The sequence below is a fragment of the Arthrospira sp. PCC 8006 genome (assembly GCF_046480465.1).
In the GTDB taxonomy this organism is placed as follows: Bacteria; Cyanobacteriota; Cyanobacteriia; order Cyanobacteriales; family Microcoleaceae; genus Limnospira; species Limnospira platensis.
This window is the reverse complement of the sequence record NZ_PKGG01000103.1, coordinates 1-17,240: the sequence shown is the minus strand read 5'-3', so window position 1 is coordinate 17,240 and position 17,240 is coordinate 1. Positions and strand designations below refer to the sequence as shown.

Annotated in this window: 14 protein-coding genes; 7 read left to right on the top strand and 7 right to left on the bottom strand. The window is 43.5% G+C overall.

Going from position 1 to position 17,240, the window contains the following annotated elements:
- Positions 1-52: 52 nt before the first annotated feature.
- From B9T16_RS15465 to B9T16_RS15455, 3 genes are all read right to left on the bottom strand, one after another.
- A complete protein-coding gene (locus B9T16_RS15465; protein WP_006618096.1) occupies positions 53-529 on the bottom strand; it encodes a hypothetical protein in 477 nt (158 codons plus the stop codon).
- A 53-nt stretch (positions 530-582) separates the two neighbouring features.
- A complete protein-coding gene (locus B9T16_RS15460) occupies positions 583-1,359 on the bottom strand; it encodes a sulfite exporter TauE/SafE family protein (RefSeq protein WP_014276692.1) in 777 nt (258 codons plus the stop codon).
- Between the two features lie 190 nt (positions 1,360-1,549).
- Positions 1,550-3,058: a DUF3370 domain-containing protein gene (locus tag B9T16_RS15455; protein WP_410245178.1), complete on the bottom strand. Its 1,509-nt coding sequence runs from the start codon at positions 3,056-3,058 to the stop codon at positions 1,550-1,552.
- A 40-nt stretch (positions 3,059-3,098) separates the two neighbouring features.
- On the opposite strand from B9T16_RS15455, the gene alaS reads away from it, so the two are divergent.
- From alaS to B9T16_RS15440, 3 genes are all read left to right on the top strand, one after another.
- Positions 3,099-5,729 carry an alanine--tRNA ligase gene (gene alaS, locus B9T16_RS15450; RefSeq protein WP_410245177.1) on the top strand — a complete coding sequence of 877 codons (2,631 nt, stop codon included), beginning with the start codon at positions 3,099-3,101 and terminating at the stop codon, positions 5,727-5,729.
- A 134-nt stretch (positions 5,730-5,863) separates the two neighbouring features.
- Positions 5,864-7,000 carry an AAA family ATPase gene (locus B9T16_RS15445; protein ID WP_006618100.1) on the top strand — a complete coding sequence of 379 codons (1,137 nt, stop codon included), beginning with the start codon at positions 5,864-5,866 and terminating at the stop codon, positions 6,998-7,000.
- 157 nt (positions 7,001-7,157) lie between these two features.
- Positions 7,158-7,682, top strand: coding sequence for a hypothetical protein (locus B9T16_RS15440; protein WP_410245176.1), 525 nt, complete (start codon positions 7,158-7,160; stop codon positions 7,680-7,682).
- Here the strand turns inward: B9T16_RS15440 and B9T16_RS15435 are convergent.
- Both B9T16_RS15435 and crn3 read right to left on the bottom strand, forming a co-directional pair.
- Complete coding sequence (locus tag B9T16_RS15435; protein WP_410245175.1) at positions 7,675-8,604, bottom strand: RluA family pseudouridine synthase; 930 nt, start codon at positions 8,602-8,604, stop codon at positions 7,675-7,677. The genes B9T16_RS15440 and B9T16_RS15435 overlap by 8 nt on opposite strands.
- A gap of 183 nt (positions 8,605-8,787) precedes the next feature.
- The gene (crn3, locus tag B9T16_RS15430) at positions 8,788-9,717 is read right to left on the bottom strand and encodes a CRISPR-associated ring nuclease Crn3/Csx3 (RefSeq protein WP_014276695.1); all 930 of its coding nucleotides are present in this window, start codon (positions 9,715-9,717) and stop codon (positions 8,788-8,790) included.
- An 85-nt stretch (positions 9,718-9,802) separates the two neighbouring features.
- On the opposite strand from crn3, the gene B9T16_RS15425 reads away from it, so the two are divergent.
- The 4 genes from B9T16_RS15425 to B9T16_RS15410 all read left to right on the top strand — a co-directional run bounded on the left by B9T16_RS15425 (position 9,803) and on the right by B9T16_RS15410 (position 14,740).
- Entirely contained in the window at positions 9,803-11,251 is a 1,449-nt protein-coding gene (locus tag B9T16_RS15425; protein ID WP_410245174.1) for a TIGR03985 family CRISPR-associated protein, read from the top strand.
- A 66-nt stretch (positions 11,252-11,317) separates the two neighbouring features.
- Positions 11,318-11,869 carry a hypothetical protein gene (locus tag B9T16_RS15420; protein ID WP_006618105.1) on the top strand — a complete coding sequence of 184 codons (552 nt, stop codon included), beginning with the start codon at positions 11,318-11,320 and terminating at the stop codon, positions 11,867-11,869.
- A gap of 85 nt (positions 11,870-11,954) precedes the next feature.
- On the top strand, positions 11,955-14,384 hold the full coding sequence (locus tag B9T16_RS15415; RefSeq protein ID WP_410245173.1) for an ATP-dependent helicase: 2,430 nt from the start codon (positions 11,955-11,957) through the stop codon (positions 14,382-14,384).
- A gap of 59 nt (positions 14,385-14,443) precedes the next feature.
- Positions 14,444-14,740, top strand: a complete 297-nt coding sequence (locus B9T16_RS15410; RefSeq protein ID WP_410245172.1) for an HAAT family amino acid/amide ABC transporter substrate-binding protein — start codon at positions 14,444-14,446, stop codon at positions 14,738-14,740.
- Positions 14,741-15,179: 439 nt separating this feature from the next.
- Here B9T16_RS15410 and B9T16_RS15405 read toward each other — a convergent pair whose 3' ends face one another.
- Positions 15,180-16,304: a class I SAM-dependent RNA methyltransferase gene (locus tag B9T16_RS15405; RefSeq protein WP_317265174.1), complete on the bottom strand. Its 1,125-nt coding sequence runs from the start codon at positions 16,302-16,304 to the stop codon at positions 15,180-15,182.
- 537 nt (positions 16,305-16,841) lie between these two features.
- On the bottom strand, positions 16,842-17,240 hold a 399-nt coding region (locus tag B9T16_RS15400), incomplete at its 5' end, for an alpha/beta fold hydrolase (RefSeq protein ID WP_410245171.1).

Sequence of the window (17,240 nt, the reverse complement as noted above, 5' to 3'; positions counted from 1 at the left end):
TTAAGGATAATTCTCGGTGTCTGACGCACCCTACGGTATGATTGGCTGGGGGTTAAAAGCGGATTTTGTTTTTCATAAAATGCCCGAAAAGTCCGAAACAAAGGGCAATTTCTGCGACAATAATTTGATTGCCAAAATGGTGATGGCGTTGGGGGGAATGATAATGAATTTGGCTGATGGCATTTAAGTCAATAATACGATCGCTTATGGGAATCATCAACTTATCCCAGTGGCTACCTTCGCCAATTTCTACAGCCCAACTACCCATGACTGAGTAATCAGGTTCAAACAAAAATAAACCGTTTTCGTCTGTGAGTCCTTTGGTCTCGGGTAAATTGGAGTCGGCGGGAGGATGCACGACTACATCGGCATTATAAAAGGCTTCTCCGGTACTGAATACGGCCTCGATTTCTAGGGCTTCCCCTTGTAGATGATAGTTGGTGAGTACGCTATGGGCTAAGGCATCTCCGGGAAAACCTAGGAGACTAATAAAAATGGCGATCGCTACCAAAAACTGTTTAAATTTCATCGGATTTTCAGACTACTAAAATTGACTAATTGGCACTACTGATATCGGTCGTTTTATGCGAAGGAGTTGGCTGAGATAAATGTTAAACCAATGCCAATCAAAACGACAAGGAAGGCACTTACAATAGATAACTTCTGCAAAATTATCTGATTTTCTGGGAACTTTTCCAGCCACTGACCAGCATAAACGGCTACTAAGCCTAAACCGACCAGGACTAATGCTAACCCTAGACTAAAGCCGCCCACTAGAAATAATCCATAGACGATCTGGTGTAGGGCTACTGCACTTAATAACAGAACAAGTGCTGTAGGGCAAGGAACTAACCCGCCAGCAATCCCTAATTTAATCAGGGATGATACACTACTTGAGGTGTGACTGTGGCTGTGACTGTGGCTGTGGCTGTGACTGTGGCTGTGACTGTGGCTGTGACTGTGGCTGTGGCTGTGGGAATTTAATCTTTTTCTGAGTAGGTCTAAGCCAATGAGACAAATGGCGAATCCACTAAAACCACTCAGTAGGGGATACAATTGTTCTGGTAAGATATATTGGGAAGCAAATAGAGCGATCGCACCTAAGACAAAAACACTGAGGGTGTGGGTGGCTGTGGTGGTGACTCCTAGTAAAATGGCTTGTTGGGGGGTTCCCTTACTGCCGATTAAATAGGCACTTACTAGGGTTTTACCATGTCCTGGGGATAAGGCATGAATTGCACCCAGACCAAAGGCAATGGCTACGCCTAACCCAATTGTAGTTAAATTCGGATCGGATGTAAGCAGATTCACCAGATCGGCGCTATGGTTGAGATGGGCGAAAATTAGATTGGCTGTCATGTTAACAGTGATATGCTATAGGTCTGATTTGACGGTTAGGTTGATATTACACCAGTAAAAAATTATAAGCTGTCGTTGATGGATTTGGGGTCAAGTTTGAGGGTGAGTTTTTGGTGATTACTTATAACCATGATTAATTTTCCCTAATAGTGAGGATTTACAGGTGATTAAATAACGGGGATTTACGGGACTATTTTAAGGTTCTGATAGTCACCACCTGGGGAGGTGTAGCATCTGGGGGATAGCGGAAATCTAGCCGAACTAAACGGGTTTCTTGTGGCTTCAGCTTGAGAGTTAGTAGGGGTTCAACAATTTGTCCGCGACGATGCCATAAATGCAGATATTTAGTATTTTCCACAGAGCGATCGTCGTGATATTGTAGGCGGACGGTGCCGCGAAAATAGGGGAAATCCCAGGGAGGTTGTCGGAACATCAACCCGCCTTGGGATAGGTTTTCTTCCTTTTGAGGAGTTTCTAAAGTAATGGTGACTACCTGTTGAGTATCTGTAGGATTAAACAGGGGAGTAGTTAGATCATAATGAACGCCATAATTACCATGGGATTGATAAGCAGTATCAGGATAGCGAACGGCTAATTCGGCGGATTGAATTTGACGGGTTCCCAAGGTGCCGCTTCGGATGGTACTAATTACATAAGAAATGGCTTTTCCGGGTTCAGGAATAGTTAGGTAGTTAGCGGCTTCATCAACTAAATCGGCCTGCCATTTAGAACCCTTTTGTACTCCAGCGACTCGACTATAAACTAACTGACCAGTGGTTTGTTCGGGTGGAGTGGGTAAGCGATCGCGAGGCTGTGCTAAACTGCCATTATGGAGGAGGTTTTGCCATTCTATTAATTCTGGCGATCGCTCCTTACCATCAGGGGACATCTTGGCATACATTGCCAAACTTGCCACATATACATGAGAAGGAGTGGGAGCAGTGCCACTGGTGGTACAATTGAGGCGCATAAAAGTCGATCGCCCATTGACCGGACGTTCCAAGCCTTTAACCGGAATTGGATGATTTAACAACATCCGCATTTCGCCGGGGGGAATTTCTAACTGAGAGGGAAAATCGGCTAGTCGGGTTCCCCGCATCACGGCATCAACGGCGCGAATACCGGGTCCAGAATAGACATTTCCCTGGGAATTATCAGCCATGGGCGGTTTCTCCTGAAAAGGGGCATCAGGTTCCAACAAATAACTCGCCACCGCCGGAATATGCACCCTCACAGGCTCGTTATGGGGGTTGTAGACCAAAATACCTATATAGAGGGTTTTGGACTCTGGTGGCGTATGTACGAAGTGATGGGCGAACAATTCAAACTCACCCCCCAGAGGATAATCAAGATGGGCTTCTGGGACAGCCTTACCATGAGGGGGAAATGTGGATAGCAAAATTCCCTCCTGCTTCACCCACTCCGGGCTGTTACTATTAAACATGGGGATATCGTCCAAAGCGCCGGGGAGAGGTCGCACTTCCCCCGGTTGAATGGCGACTGAATGTTCCCCTTGGGGGTTCAGAGCAGCCAATAGGGGGTTTTTAGGGGACTTCCAGGCTAACAATTCGTTAGTTACCTGGCTTTTCACCGGAACTACCACGGACACCCGAAACAAGATCCCCACCAAACCGCCGCCTAAAGCTGCGAGTGCGACAATGAAAATAGAGGTGATGAGATTGAAAACTCGATCCTTCATTTATCCTGAGATTTTTAGAGTTCCAAATTGTTAATTCATTATGTCCTATTCACCACAATTCCTGAGCGGCAGCGAAATTCGTCAGAAATTCCTCAATTTCTACGCGGAACGTCAGCATAAAATTATGCCTAGCGCTTCTTTGGTCCCAGAAGATCCTACGGTCCTGCTCACTATCGCGGGAATGCTACAGTTTAAACCGATATTTCTAGGACAGCGACCCAGGGAAGTTAACCGCGCTACTACGTCCCAGAAATGTATCCGCACCAATGATATTGAAAATGTAGGACGCACGGCGCGCCATCATACTTTTTTTGAGATGTTGGGTAATTTCAGCTTTGGAGACTATTTTAAAGAACAAGCGATCGCTTGGGGATGGGAAATTTCTACGGAGGTATTCGGACTGCCGCCAGAACGTTTAATTGTTAGTGTATTTAAGGAGGATGACGAAGCGTTTGCGATTTGGCGAGATCAAATTGGCATCCCTCCCCACCGCATTCAACGTATGGGTGAAGAAGATAACTTTTGGAAATCTGGACCGACGGGACCCTGTGGCCCCTGTTCGGAGATTTATTATGATTTCCACCCAGAAAAGGGGGATGACCATATCGACTTGGAAGATGATAGCCGATTTATTGAATTTTACAACCTGGTTTTTATGCAATATAACCGGGATGCTGATGGCAACCTGACCCCTTTACAAAATCAGAATATTGACACGGGTATGGGGTTAGAAAGAATGGCGCAAATTCTGCAATGTGTGCCAAACAACTACGAAACTGATCTGATTTTCCCGATTATTAAAACGGCGGCGGATCTGGCGGGTATTGATTACGCTAAAAGTGATGATAAAACTAAGGTTTCTCTGAAGGTGATTGGAGACCATCTGCGGGCGGTGGTTCATCTGATTGCTGATGGGGTAACGGCTTCTAATGTGGGGCGGGGTTATATTCTGCGGCGCTTAATTCGGCGGGTAGTACGTCATGGGCGCTTGATTGGTATCAGGGGGGAATTTACTACGCAAGTGGCGGAAACGGCGATTAGTTTATCCCAAGATGTTTACCCGAATACCCGTGAACGGGAAAGGGTGATTAAGGGGGAATTGCAACGGGAAGAATCGCGGTTTTTGGAGACTTTGGAAAGAGGAGAGAAACTGCTGGCAGAATTGTTGGAAAAACAGCCCGAGCAAATTTCGGGTCAGGATGCTTTTGTTCTCTATGATACCTATGGCTTCCCCCTAGAATTAACTCAGGAAATAGCTGAGGAAAATGGTTTGACTGTTGATGTGGAGGGTTTTGAGGCGGAAATGTCTGCCCAAAGAAAGCGATCGCAAGCAGCCCATGAAACTATTGATTTAACTGTTCAGGGTAGTTTGGATAAGTTGGCGGAACAGATACACCCGACAGCATTTTTGGGTTATGATTTCCCGGACTCTGAGGCGACGGTGGAAGCGGTTTTAATTGCTGGAAAATCGGTGACGGAAGCGGTGGCGGGAAGTGAGGTGCAAATTGTGCTTGACCAAACTCCTTTTTATGGAGAGTCTGGGGGACAAATTGGCGATCGCGGTTATTTGACTACTTCTGATGTGATTGTCCGGGTTGATGATGTTAAAAAAGATTCGGATATTTTTATTCACTTTGGTAGGGTGGAAAGGGGAACTTTAACTGCGGGAATTACTGTTAATGCACGCATTGACCGCGCTTTTCGTCGTCGCGCGCAGGCTAATCATACGGCTACTCATTTATTGCAAGCGGCGCTCAAATTGATTGTTGATCCTGGTATTTCTCAGGCGGGTTCTTTGGTGGCTTTTGACCGCCTACGGTTCGATTTTAACTGTCCTCGTGCTTTGACAACTGAGGAGTTACAACAAGTGGAAAATCAGGTGAATAGTTGGATCGCGGAAGCACACCCGGCGACGGTGACACAAATGGCTTTAGAGGAGGCTAAAAATAAGGGGGCGATCGCTATGTTTGGCGAAAAATATGCGGCGGTGGTGCGGGTGGTTGATTACCCGGGTGTATCTATGGAGTTGTGCGGCGGAACTCATGTGACTAATACGGCGGAAATTGGATTATTTAAGATAGTTTCGGAAACGGGAATTGCGGCGGGTATTCGGCGCATTGAAGCTGTAGCCGGACAGTCGGTTTTGGATTATTTGAATGTCCGAGATACGGTGGTTAAAGAATTGAGCGATCGCTTGAAAGCTAAACCGGAGGAATTACCAGAAAGATTCACTAATTTACAGGCGGAGTTTAAAACGACTCAGAAACAGTTGGAAGCTGTGAAAGCAGAGTTGGCGATCGCACAGTCTGACCAATTATTATCTACTGCTGAAAGGGTGGGAGATTTGCCAATTTTGGTGGCGGAACTTCCCGGAGTTGACGGAGAGTCCCTGAAAACGGCGGCGGAACGTTTACAGCAGAAATTAGGTGAAAGTGCGGTGGTTTTGGGGTCGGTAAGTGATGGTAAGGTTAGCCTGGTGGCGGCTTTTAGTCCGGTGGTAATTAAGGATAAGAAGTTGCAGGCTGGTAAGTTTATAGGGGCGATCGCTAAATTATGCGGCGGTGGCGGTGGCGGTCGTCCGAATTTAGCCCAAGCTGGCGGACGCGACCCTAGCAAGTTACCGGAGGCTTTATCAACAGCAAAATCTCAGCTAATTGACGCATTGAAATAGTTATTTAATCAGGTGGGTAAAATGCCCACCTTTTTTTAGGGCTACAGGTTCAACAAAAATTAATCAAGATAACTAATTAAGTGCCTAAATTTGTGTTATAATTGGCTGCCATAATTTACCGATAAAGTCAAACCATGAAAATCAATCAACTAGAATATTACGATGAAGAATATCAATGGAGACTTGCACCCATAGATTTATTAGAAAATTGTAACCTACTGGTGGGGGTGTCTGGCGCTGGAAAAACAAGAATATTAAAATCTATCTATAGTTTAAAAGCCATAGCCAATGGCGCGTCTTTAAATGGCGTTAGCTGGAGTGTTAGTTTCTCCACCAAAGACAATCATCAATATCTGTGGACTGGTAAATTTCAAACCAAAGAAAATTTAACCCCTATTGATAGTGATTCTGAGAAAGAAGAATCGGTTAGAATTCTTGAAGAAACTCTACAATTAAATGAAAATATCATTGTGGAGAGAACACCAGAACAGATAATTTTTCAGGGAGTCAAAACCCCTAAGTTATCGCCTTTTGAGAGCGTCATTGAATTATTAAAGGAAGAAGATATTATTATTCCAATTAAAGAAGAACTAGACAAAATTATATTTACTGATTCAGAACGTGATTTTGATAAAATATGGAGATTGCCAGTATCTGTCTTTAAAAAGCATGAAAATGCGTCTTTGTCATTTCTAAAGGAAAGTGATTTACCTATTTTTATTAAATTGGCTATTCTTTATAGAATACTGCCCGAAGAGTTTGCCAAAATCAAAAAAACTTTTATCAGTATCTTTAATAATGTCGAAGATATCCAAGTCGAAACTTTAAAAGATGAGGATATTCCTATGGCATTATCCCGATTATTACAAGAGGCTACGATTGTTAGTATCAAAGAAAAAGGAGTCGAAAAATGGATTGATAATATTTCATCAGGAATGTTTAAAACGTTGATGTATATAAGTGAATTATATTTGTCTCCTAATGATGGCGTGATTCTGATTGATGAATTTGAGAATAGTTTAGGAGTTAATTGCATTGATCGGGTCACGGAGTTAATTTTAACGGATAGACAATCTCAATTTATTCTGACCAGCCATCACCCTTATATCATTAATAATATCAGTCCTGCATATTGGAAAATAGTCACTCGTAAAGGGGGTTTAGTGACTGTGAAAAGTGCCAAAGATTTTCATATAACAGAATCGAGACAAAAGGCTTTTATTGATTTAATCAATGTGCTGCAAGATGAACAAGAAGATGAGGAAGATTAATGAATATTTACTTCTTAGTAGAGGGAAATAGCACGGAAAAAAAAATTATCCCAAATGGCTGTCATATTTAGTTCCTGAATTAACTAGAGTTAAATATCATGACCACGTTCAAAAGAATAATTATTATCTGATAAGTGGAGAAGGCTATCCGGCTATTTTGCATGATGGTCTTGATAACGCTATTGACAAAATTCGGGAAACCAACAATTATGATTATTTAGTGATTTGTGTGGATGCTGATGAAGAAACTGTGGATGCAAGATTAAATGATGTTCAAAAAAAGAGCCAAGATCGAAATATAGGCAATACTAAAATTAAAATTATTGTGCAAAATCGTTGTATAGAGACTTGGTTATTGGGAAATCGCAAAATTTTTGATTCCCGACAACCTTTAGAATCTCCATTATTAGATTATGTGAATTATTATGATGTTTCTCAAGATGATCCGGAAGCTATGGGTAGCTATAATAATAAAAATCATGCTGAGTTTCACGGTGAATATTTAAAAGAAATTTTCCGAGCCAAAAATATATGCTACACTAAAAGAAACCCTGGGGATGCTAGAGAGAAACATTATTTACAAGAATTGCAAAAAAGGACAGCATTTAATGGTCAGCATTTAAAAAGTTTTCAAACTTTCTTGAGTTTTTGTGAAATGATTAAAACCCAAATATCTACATAGGTGGATATTCGGTAGATAATTCCTGGGGTGGGGTAGCGGTTAGATGGAGATTTGCGCCAGTTTGAGGATGCTGGAAACTGAGAGAATAAGCGTGTAAATAATATCCACAATCTCCGGGAAATGTGCTATGATGGTTTGAGGTTGGGTCGGGTATGTATGGCTTTCCGCCAATGGTATAAAGAGGATCTCCCACTAGGGGAAATCCGGCGGCGGCGAGGTGAATGCGGATTTGATGGGGTCTACCTGTGAGAATGGTTACTTGTACGATCATTTTATCGCTGTCTCGCCGAATTACTTGACATTTACTTTCGGCGGATAATCCGGTTTCTGTCGCGCCGTAAATATAGCCGATAATGGGATGGGGAATTTTGCCGATCGCACAATTAATACTAAAATAATCCCTAGGACTACAACCTTCAGCTAAGGCTAAATAAACCTTAGTAATTTGTCGCTGGCGCATTTGTTGGGTTAAATACGATCGCCCTATGGTAGACCTCGCCAACAACACGAGTCCTGATGTTCCCCTACCTAAGCGATGAATTGGTATCGGTGTATCCTGGGGATATTTCCTTTGTAATTGTCGCAGTAGGGTATGTTCCAAAAAACCTCCACCAGGTATCACTGGAAGTCCTGACGGTTTCGCAACTACTAAAATATCTGCATCCTCATAAATTACCTGGAAAGATAAAGGAACATCCGGTTCATTCCAAGGAGGTCGATGATAGGCGAGTTGCTGTCCGGCTTGAAGTTCTATGTCTGCTGTCGCTGGCTTTCCATCTAACCAAATCTGCTGGTTATTAATGCGATCGCACCATTCATTTCTACTGGAATGGGTATATCGCTTGCTATAGTAATCCAAGACAGTTAATCCGGCGCTAAGGCGATCGACTTGTTCGCGATAAATCCAACCTGAATTTAACAATTAACTCTCTGTTCAAGACATGAGGTTAAATCTATCACAAAATCACCAATTTGTCAACCCATAACCATATACTAGATGATTACCCGATATGGATTCAGGCTGCTAATTGATGTTACCAGAGGTTAGTATCAACCGCCCACCGTGACCACAAGAATTTTACAGATGAGATAACCTCCGATTAATTTACTGCGGTGGTTTTAGGAGGGTTTGTACCTGCTCTAGTAAAACTGTGGGAATTTGGCAAATACCCCCTTGTTCCAGTACACCCCAAGTCATTTCTAGCCAAGGTTCCCGTTTATGGATTACCTCCTCTATTTCCAAAGAACTATGCACCACTGCTAGACATTTTAGATTACCGCGATCGCGACAAAACTCATGCCAAGGAGCAATTTCTTCTGGCTGTGAACTAATCACTAAATAATGAGTACAGGCTTCTAATAGCGGTACTTTTTCCGGCTGCACTTTACCACCTACATCTACCAAAACTAAAGTTTTTTGACGACGTAGATTAAGAATAGCTTGACTATGATGCTCGAAAAATTTATCAGTTATCCCACCCTTATAAGCCAGTTTATAGGCTTCGCGATCGCTTGATTTTGTCATCTCCCCCAACTCCAAAATCCAATTACCTTCACCATCCCAGTGAGCCCTCTGTAAATATATGTCAGAATACTGAGTTAATAGGGTGCGGAATAGTGCGTGGGAGAGGACAGATTTACCGCTGTCAGGTGGTCCTACAATCATCATGGCTGGACACAAACGCGGGGGTAAATTTTCCTGTAAATCGATAGATAAAACCTGTCCGACCTGAGTTTGTCGGGAGTGGGTGGAAACTACCACCGCACCTAAACGCGGATCGTAGCAAGCCACCCAAGCAGCCGGGTGTAGTTCATGAATTAGATAGCCATAAAGCCAGATCGGACCACGCCCTGAGATAACTATACCACCTTTATAGTCAATGTGGGGAGGTAAAGTCTGGTCTCTCAAATCTTCCGGGGAAATTAGGCGGTCTTTAGTTACCAATTCAATAGACAGAATCTGATAACTTAACCCTTGTACAGACCGGGATTTACTTAAAGTTAATTTAATCGCTGATTCAGCAGACTGGGGCATTTTTTTTAACCAACACATTCAGCTACAAATATTGTAGAGTATTATGGCATGGCAATTGAAGAGGGTACTTCTACAACAAATTAGTATGTTTACTTATCCACCTAGTCCGGCGATTTTGCAATGGTTGAGTCAGGGACAGTTTCCTAGCCGGTTACATAGATCAGTCCGACTGTGGTTAATACTCGATCGCCTTTACGGAGGACAATTTAATTGGGTTAAATCTCTATCTCAGCCATTTCGTTATAGCCAATTACGCGATCGCCTATTTTCTCTCAGTCATAGCAAAGGCGAAACTTTATCAGCCCAAGAATTAACCGGAAATTGTTCTGACCCAAAATGTTTATGTCATCAGTCACTTAGTACCATATTAATCCATAGTAACTTACCCCAAAGTTTAAGTGAATGGGTAACGGAAACATCCCAACGCACAGGCTTATCTGTGGCGGAAATTAAAACTCAGTTAGATTACTGTCCTTTTGCTACAGTTCACCGTTCATTACGAGACGATTTAACCCTGTTAGCATCCCAGGGATGGTTAAAGTATAGAACCCGCCAAGGCTATTATTCTTTACCTCCCCAACAGTTACCCAAGCCACCTATGCAAACTCACCCTAACCGCTACTTTGAACAACTATCTTCGATTCAAAAATCGCATCTTATCTATATATTAGAATCTGTCGCTTTTGTACAGCCAGATATTGACATTGCCATTAATAGTTTATGGGAGGCATTTACCGACTCCCCGACTAATTTATCTGGTTCTTTCCTAGAGCCAAATCGTCGGATTTTTCTGCATTTTGACTATATTCTGTCCGCAGAAATCCAGGAAAAAGTAGATGATTACCAACAACAAATTGAATCTTTATGGTATAATCATAATGGCGGCGTAATTCAATTTAAAACCTGGGTAGCACGGGAAAATAGGGCAGCTTTAGTTACAGTGTATCCTGTGTGTTTACACTATGCTAGACGCGCTAAGTATCTGAGTGCTTATGGAGTTGATCCTTGGGGTGCAATGACTTGGCATAATTATCGACTTGATCGCATTTTGTCTCCCCAATTGAGGATTTTATCCTGGGATGATCCAGAAGTTCCTCAAGTTCTCCAGAAACAGCACCAAACTGGTACACTTCCTAATCCGGGATGGATTGAAGAAGAACTAGAGCAAGCCTGGGGGTTTAATTTTTATCTACCTAAAGCTCTATTGATTGTGCGCTTTCCTGTAGACTTTGCTAGTAATTATGTGGATGATACTGTGAGACATTCAACTTTCCAAAAAATGCCTTATTCGGAATTATTTAAATCCGTTGATACCCAGGTTGATAATAGGGAAGAAAGACAACTGATCAAGAATATTTTGCGCCAACGTTCTCCTGATGATGCCTACTATCAAGCATGGGTGCGGGTCGGTGATATTAACATAGTTATGCGACTGCGAGACTGGCGACCCAAGGGAGAAATAATTGCACCAGTTGTCCTACGTCAACAAATGTTAGAGGAGGTAGAAGCAGAACGTTTGCATTATCTTCAGTAATTCAGTAATTAACAGGCTGATTAAATGTGCCATACATTATCAAATTTACCTATCTAATATCAGGCTATGGTCTCAATTTCTAGCTATTCTAAACAAGAGTTAATCATCCATAAACTGCGCCATCATATTCACAGTGCAGCGGCTGAGTTTGCGATTTCTCCCGAAATTGCGGGAGGGATTATTTTAGATGAATTACAACGGCGAGGTTTTAAAGATGATATCGAGGAAATTATTGCCAGAATTTTACCTCGGTTAGTTTATTGGGCTAACTGGTCTATTGGGGTGGCTCAATTTAAACCCAAAACGGCGGAATTAGTCTATAGTGAATTATTAGAGGATTATCCGAGACCCGCAGCCCTTGTGCGATCGCTTCTTGATGATGCTGTATCCTGTCGTTTAGTCGCCGCCTATTGTCGTTATATTATCAACCTTTGGAAGCCAGTATATCCCCAGGCTGAAAATACTAATATTGACCAAAATGGCGCTCGTTTGTTAGGAACCCTGTACTCCTTAGAAGCTACAGGAACTTGGGGAGTCAATGATAACCCGATATTTAATGACCGAGGAGAAGGTATAGTTTCTAGTATGCCCAAAATTAGGCAATTAATTCAGGATTAAAAACCTCGATTAATTAGTTGGTTTGGCGGGAAAATTTAGCCAATCACTTGCTAAAAATCCCAAAATCTGCTAGACTGAAAATCAAATGATATACTGGGCGCGGTCTGTGACTAAAGATACCAAAGACCAATTAAACCCGTCCCCTGATAGCCGGGGAGACCTGTGGGACTCAAGCCATACCCCCGACTCGGAGATAGCAGAAACCAGTAGGCGAGAAAGACAAAAAGCCCTTGATAGCATAGAGTCTAGCCTACGTCCCGGACAAGATGCGATGGGTAAATGGAAGGGGGGACGGTTGGCGGTTTCTGCAGTTCCTGGTGCGGGAAAATCGACGGGAATGGCTGCTGCGGCAGCTTTAGCGATCGCTCGTCATCAACTCAACCCCCAACGCCAATTAATCGTTGTCACCTTCACCCGTGCCGCCGCCAGTAATATCCGCGCCAAAATTCGCCAACACCTCAACAATCTCTCCATTTCCCCGGTCGGCTTCGTGGTGAATACCCTGCACGGACTAGCGCTATACATTGCGACCAATCACCGGGCATTGTCAGGCTTAGACCTAGAAAATGCCACCCTAGTCGTCCCCACCTCCAGCCACCGCCTAATCCGCGCCTGTGTTGAACAGTGGATTACCCATAATCCCCGCCTGTACGAAACCCTAATCGAGGGATGTCAATTTGACTCAGAAGAAACCGAAAGATGGCGGCGGCGATCGGTTTTGCGTACTGAAGTTTTACCAGAGTTAGCCTTGAAAGTTATTCATGAAGCGAAAAGTTCTGGCTTAACTCCTGACCAGTTGCGAAGGTTAGGGGAAAAAATCCCGGACGATTACCAAATTATGAATATAGCGGCTGGCTTATATGATAACTATCAAGAACTGTTACAAAAGCAGCAATTAATTGATTATGATGAAATGATTTTAGGGGCTTTGCGGGTCTTGGAAAATCCCCAGATCCGTGAAAGTTGGCAACAGCGAGTATTTGCGGTATTTGAAGACGAAGCCCAAGACTCTACCCCTCTGCAAAATCAACTCATAGAAATTTTAGCCCAAGATAGTGGTAATAATTCCGATTTGGCTAACTTAAACTTAGTGCGAGTGGGAGACTCAAATCAAGCGATTAACTCAACATTTACCCCCGCCGACCCGGTTTATTTTCGCCAATTTTGTGAAAACTGCGAAGCCTTGGGAAGGTTAGCGACTATGGATAGGGCGGGACGTAGTAATCAGATTATTATTAAGGCTGCCAACTTTGTATTAAAGTGGGTAAATGATAAATTTTCTGAGTTTCCAGAACTGCCGTTTAGGGCACAGGATATTCGCCCAGTTGACCCGGATGATCCCCAAAAAAATGCTAACCCTGAACCCCACGGACAAGGAGTAGAAATATATCAGCCTGAAAGCATTTATGATACTGTTAACCTCATTTTTAAACGAATTGTCTCCATTTTTCAGCAGCACCCAGAGGGAAGTTTTGCAATTTTAGTCCGAGAAAATCGCCAAGGGGAATTTATCGCTAAGGCGCTACGCCAACCTCAAGAATATGAGGTAGAGGTGAACTTGAGTGATTATCCGATTACGATATTTGACGCTTATGAAAGCGCTCGTCAGTCTCATATTCCTAGGGAAATGTTGCAGTTGCTGCAATTCATACACCGCCCCCATTCTCCTAATTATTTGAAGGCTGCTCTGAAAGTATTAAGCGATCGCCATCGTATTCCCAACCAAGATTTTAACATCCTAGCAGCACAGCCGGAACAATTTTTATATCCGGGCCCCCTCTCACCTCCTCAATCAGAAAATGTCAGCCGCTGTCGTCAACTCTGCTGTAGCCTAATTAAAGCCCGTTTTGAACTTCCCGTTTATGAATTAATTTCATTTCTAGCCCTCGCCTTACAATACGAAAAAAGCGAACTCGCCAGCGCCGATCAACTCGCCACTAGAATTTCTCAGCAGACCGCCGGAAATCAAAACTTATCGGCGATGTTAACCACTTTAGATGAAATCGTTAGTTCCGAAAAATTTGACACTATAGAAACAGACGAAGAAAATTCGGATGATAGTATTTTTACCCGTCCCGGTCAGGTGACAATTATCACCATGCACAAAGCCAAAGGACTAGACTGGGATTATGTATTTCTGCCATTTTTACATGAAAAAAACATCCCCGGAAACCCGCGAGTTAATCCCCAAAAACGATTTTTAGGAGATTTTACCCTGTCGGAAGTCGCCCGCGCCCAAATTCGCGCTTACCTTCATAATTACCGGCAATTACCCGATATAACTACCGCCTGGGAACAGGCGAAATATCTAAAAAATGCTGAGGAATATCGCTTACTTTATGTAGCCATGACTAGAGCTAAACGGCTGTTATGGATGTCCGCAGCCCAACTGGCTCCCTATTCTTGGCGCAAACCAGAAAATCAGCAAAAACAAGCACCATGTCCGGTTGTAACTGCCTTAAAAACAGAATTTCCCCATAATTTCATATCCAGGAGCTACAATGAAGATAATTAATTAGGTATCCCCGTGTAATTCATCAACTTTAAAGAGTCAACTCTCAACTATTTCCCATTATGTTGAAGTTTAACCTACCTTTACTGTCACTTTTCTTTTCCGTCGCTACCTGGCTGAATGGTTGTACTCAGGAGCCACCTTTTGAATGCACAGATGCGATCGCTTGTGTTACCATTAACCGAGGAGAACCTATCAAAATAGGGGTTCTGCAAACTCTGAGTGGGGGAACTGCTCCATGTAGTATTGATCAAGTCCGTACCATTCAACTGGTGGTAGAACAACGGGGAGATATATTAAATCGTCCCATTCTTCTCAAGGTTAAAGCAGAATTTATCATTGAAATTCCAGTCAATTAATAATTAATAATTAATAATGGTAGGGGCGGGTTCTGCTGTCAATTCTCCATCCCCACGACTTAATGAATAAACCCGCCCCAGCGGATAATGAATAATGGTAGGGGCGGGTTCTGCTGTCAATTCTCCATCCCCACGACCATATCAATAAACCCGCCCCAGCGGATAATGAATAATGGTAGGGGCGGGTTCTGCTGTCAATTCTCCATCCCCACGACCATATCAATAAACCCGCCCCAGCGGATAATGAATAATGGTAGGGGCGGGTTCTGCTGTCAATTCTCCATCCCCACGACCGTATTAATAAACCCGCCCCAGCGGATAATGAATAATGGTAGGGGCGGGTTCTGCTGTCAATTCTCCATCCCCACGACCGTATTAATAAACCCGCCCCACCGTTTATGTTGAGAAACCGGGTTTCTTGGCCTCTGTTTGGGGGCTGTTAATATAACTCATATTTGAGTAGAGTGCAGGGTAGGGCCCCATTGTATAGGGGTATCCGTTGGGAAGTTCTTAATCCAATGCGCTTTGATAGGGCTTTGTTTCCGGTAAAGATAAACGCCGTCCACCCCTTAAAGCGTTGTTTGAGAATATCCCCAAGTTGCTGATATAAATCTCCCAACTCCTCCACATTTCCCAAACGTTCCCCATAGGGAGGGTTGCAGACAATTAACCCATTATCCCCCGTCGGTTCCACCTGTGATAGGTCTGCCTGCCATAAGCGAATGTGACTATCTACCCCGCACTTTTTGGCATTATAATTGGCTTGGGCGATCGCTTCCGAATTATGATCGCATCCCCCGATAGAAATCTGCAAATCTTCCCGACAACTAGCTTCCGCCTCCCGGACTAACTCCTTCCACAGAGACTCATCAAAATCTGACCACTTCATCAAAGCAAATGTTTCACGAAATAGCCCTGGTGCGACGTTGAGGGCTTTCAAAGTCGCTTCTAGGGGTAGAGTTCCAGAACCGCATAAAGGGTCTAAGAAAGGGCGATCGCCTTGCCATTGCGCCAAATGCAATAACCCCGCCGCCAGACTTTCTTTAAGGGGGGCTTTTCCCATAGCCGGACGATATCCCCGCCGATGTAGACTAGGACCAGAACTATCTAGGCTGAGGATGCCATGATTACCGTTTATATGCAGATTTATGTGTAGATCAGCATCTAAAACATCCACTGTTGACCGCTGACTAAACTTGTCTCGCTGTTGATCAACGATCGCATTTTTCACCTGTAAAGCCGTAAAATGGGTATGATTCAACTGTCGATTTTTACCTGTACAGTGAACCGATATAGTTTGATAGGGTTTAATATATTCTTCCCAATCTATTTTCTGGACTTCCTGATAAAGGCGATCGCTGTTCGGACAGGGGAATTTGGCTATGGGAACCAACACCCTAAAAATCGTTCTTGACCATAGATTAACCCGATAAAGTAAGCGGCGATCGCCACTAAAACCCACCCCCGCAAAGTCCGGCTTTACCTCTCTCGCGCCCAGACTTTCCAACTCATCAGCCGCCACCGACTCCAACCCATGAGCCACCGTCGCAAAATACTCAGACATTCAACTAAAATTTAAATTTTTACCGGAATATTTACCAGGTGCAAATATTAATCCCATCATGGGAATTTACCATCAAACCCACAATTATATATCATTTTTCCTCAAATGCAAGCGACCCCAAAAATATCTGTAATCAAAACCGAATCAGACAAAACCCATATATAGCAATCCTAATTAACCATATATAAGGGGGAGCGACCATCAGACATGATCGCCCCATTTCACCCACACACCACATATGGAATGAAGCATATTTAGCAGAGACATTAGTATTTTTTTTTCAGAAAGGACACCGGCGACTGGCCGTGTTTCGTCTCGGTGTCCTGACTGGTTCGCTCCTCACACGCTTGTAACTCTAGCCAACCCCCATAGTTTTGTCAACACTTTTATCAAAAAAAATTTTGATGAATGCCCAAAACCCTTACCGAATAGGTAATTTTTATATTTCCCCACACCGTTAGCAATGGACGTTTGCTTAGACCCATTCAGCAGCAAATAGGGGGGAAGTCCCCACATATTCGATCAATTATCGCTGTCCTAAAGCGAGCCGCCCAGGTTGTCCAACCAATTAAGAATCAGAGGATTAACCACAGTTGGCCGTTCATCGTGGGGACAGTGGCCAGTTTCGGGAATAGAAACAAACTCAACCGATGCACCAGTTGTCGCTAAATCCCGATAAATATCAGCACCCTTAATCGGAGTCCAGGGGTCATTTTCCCCCCAGATTACTAATAGAGGACGCTGTAATTTTGGCAAAAGTTCCGAGGGGCGAGACCCAGGGGGGGCGCTTAAAATGGAAGCAAAAACCTGTTGTGCGCCGACATCATTAGAGGGTTCATAGAGTAAATCCACCAACTCATCTGTGATGGCTTCTCGGTTTCCGTAGACTTGGCGGAGGGTATTGCGGATGCGGTGTTTTTGGCGGACTTGGTTAAA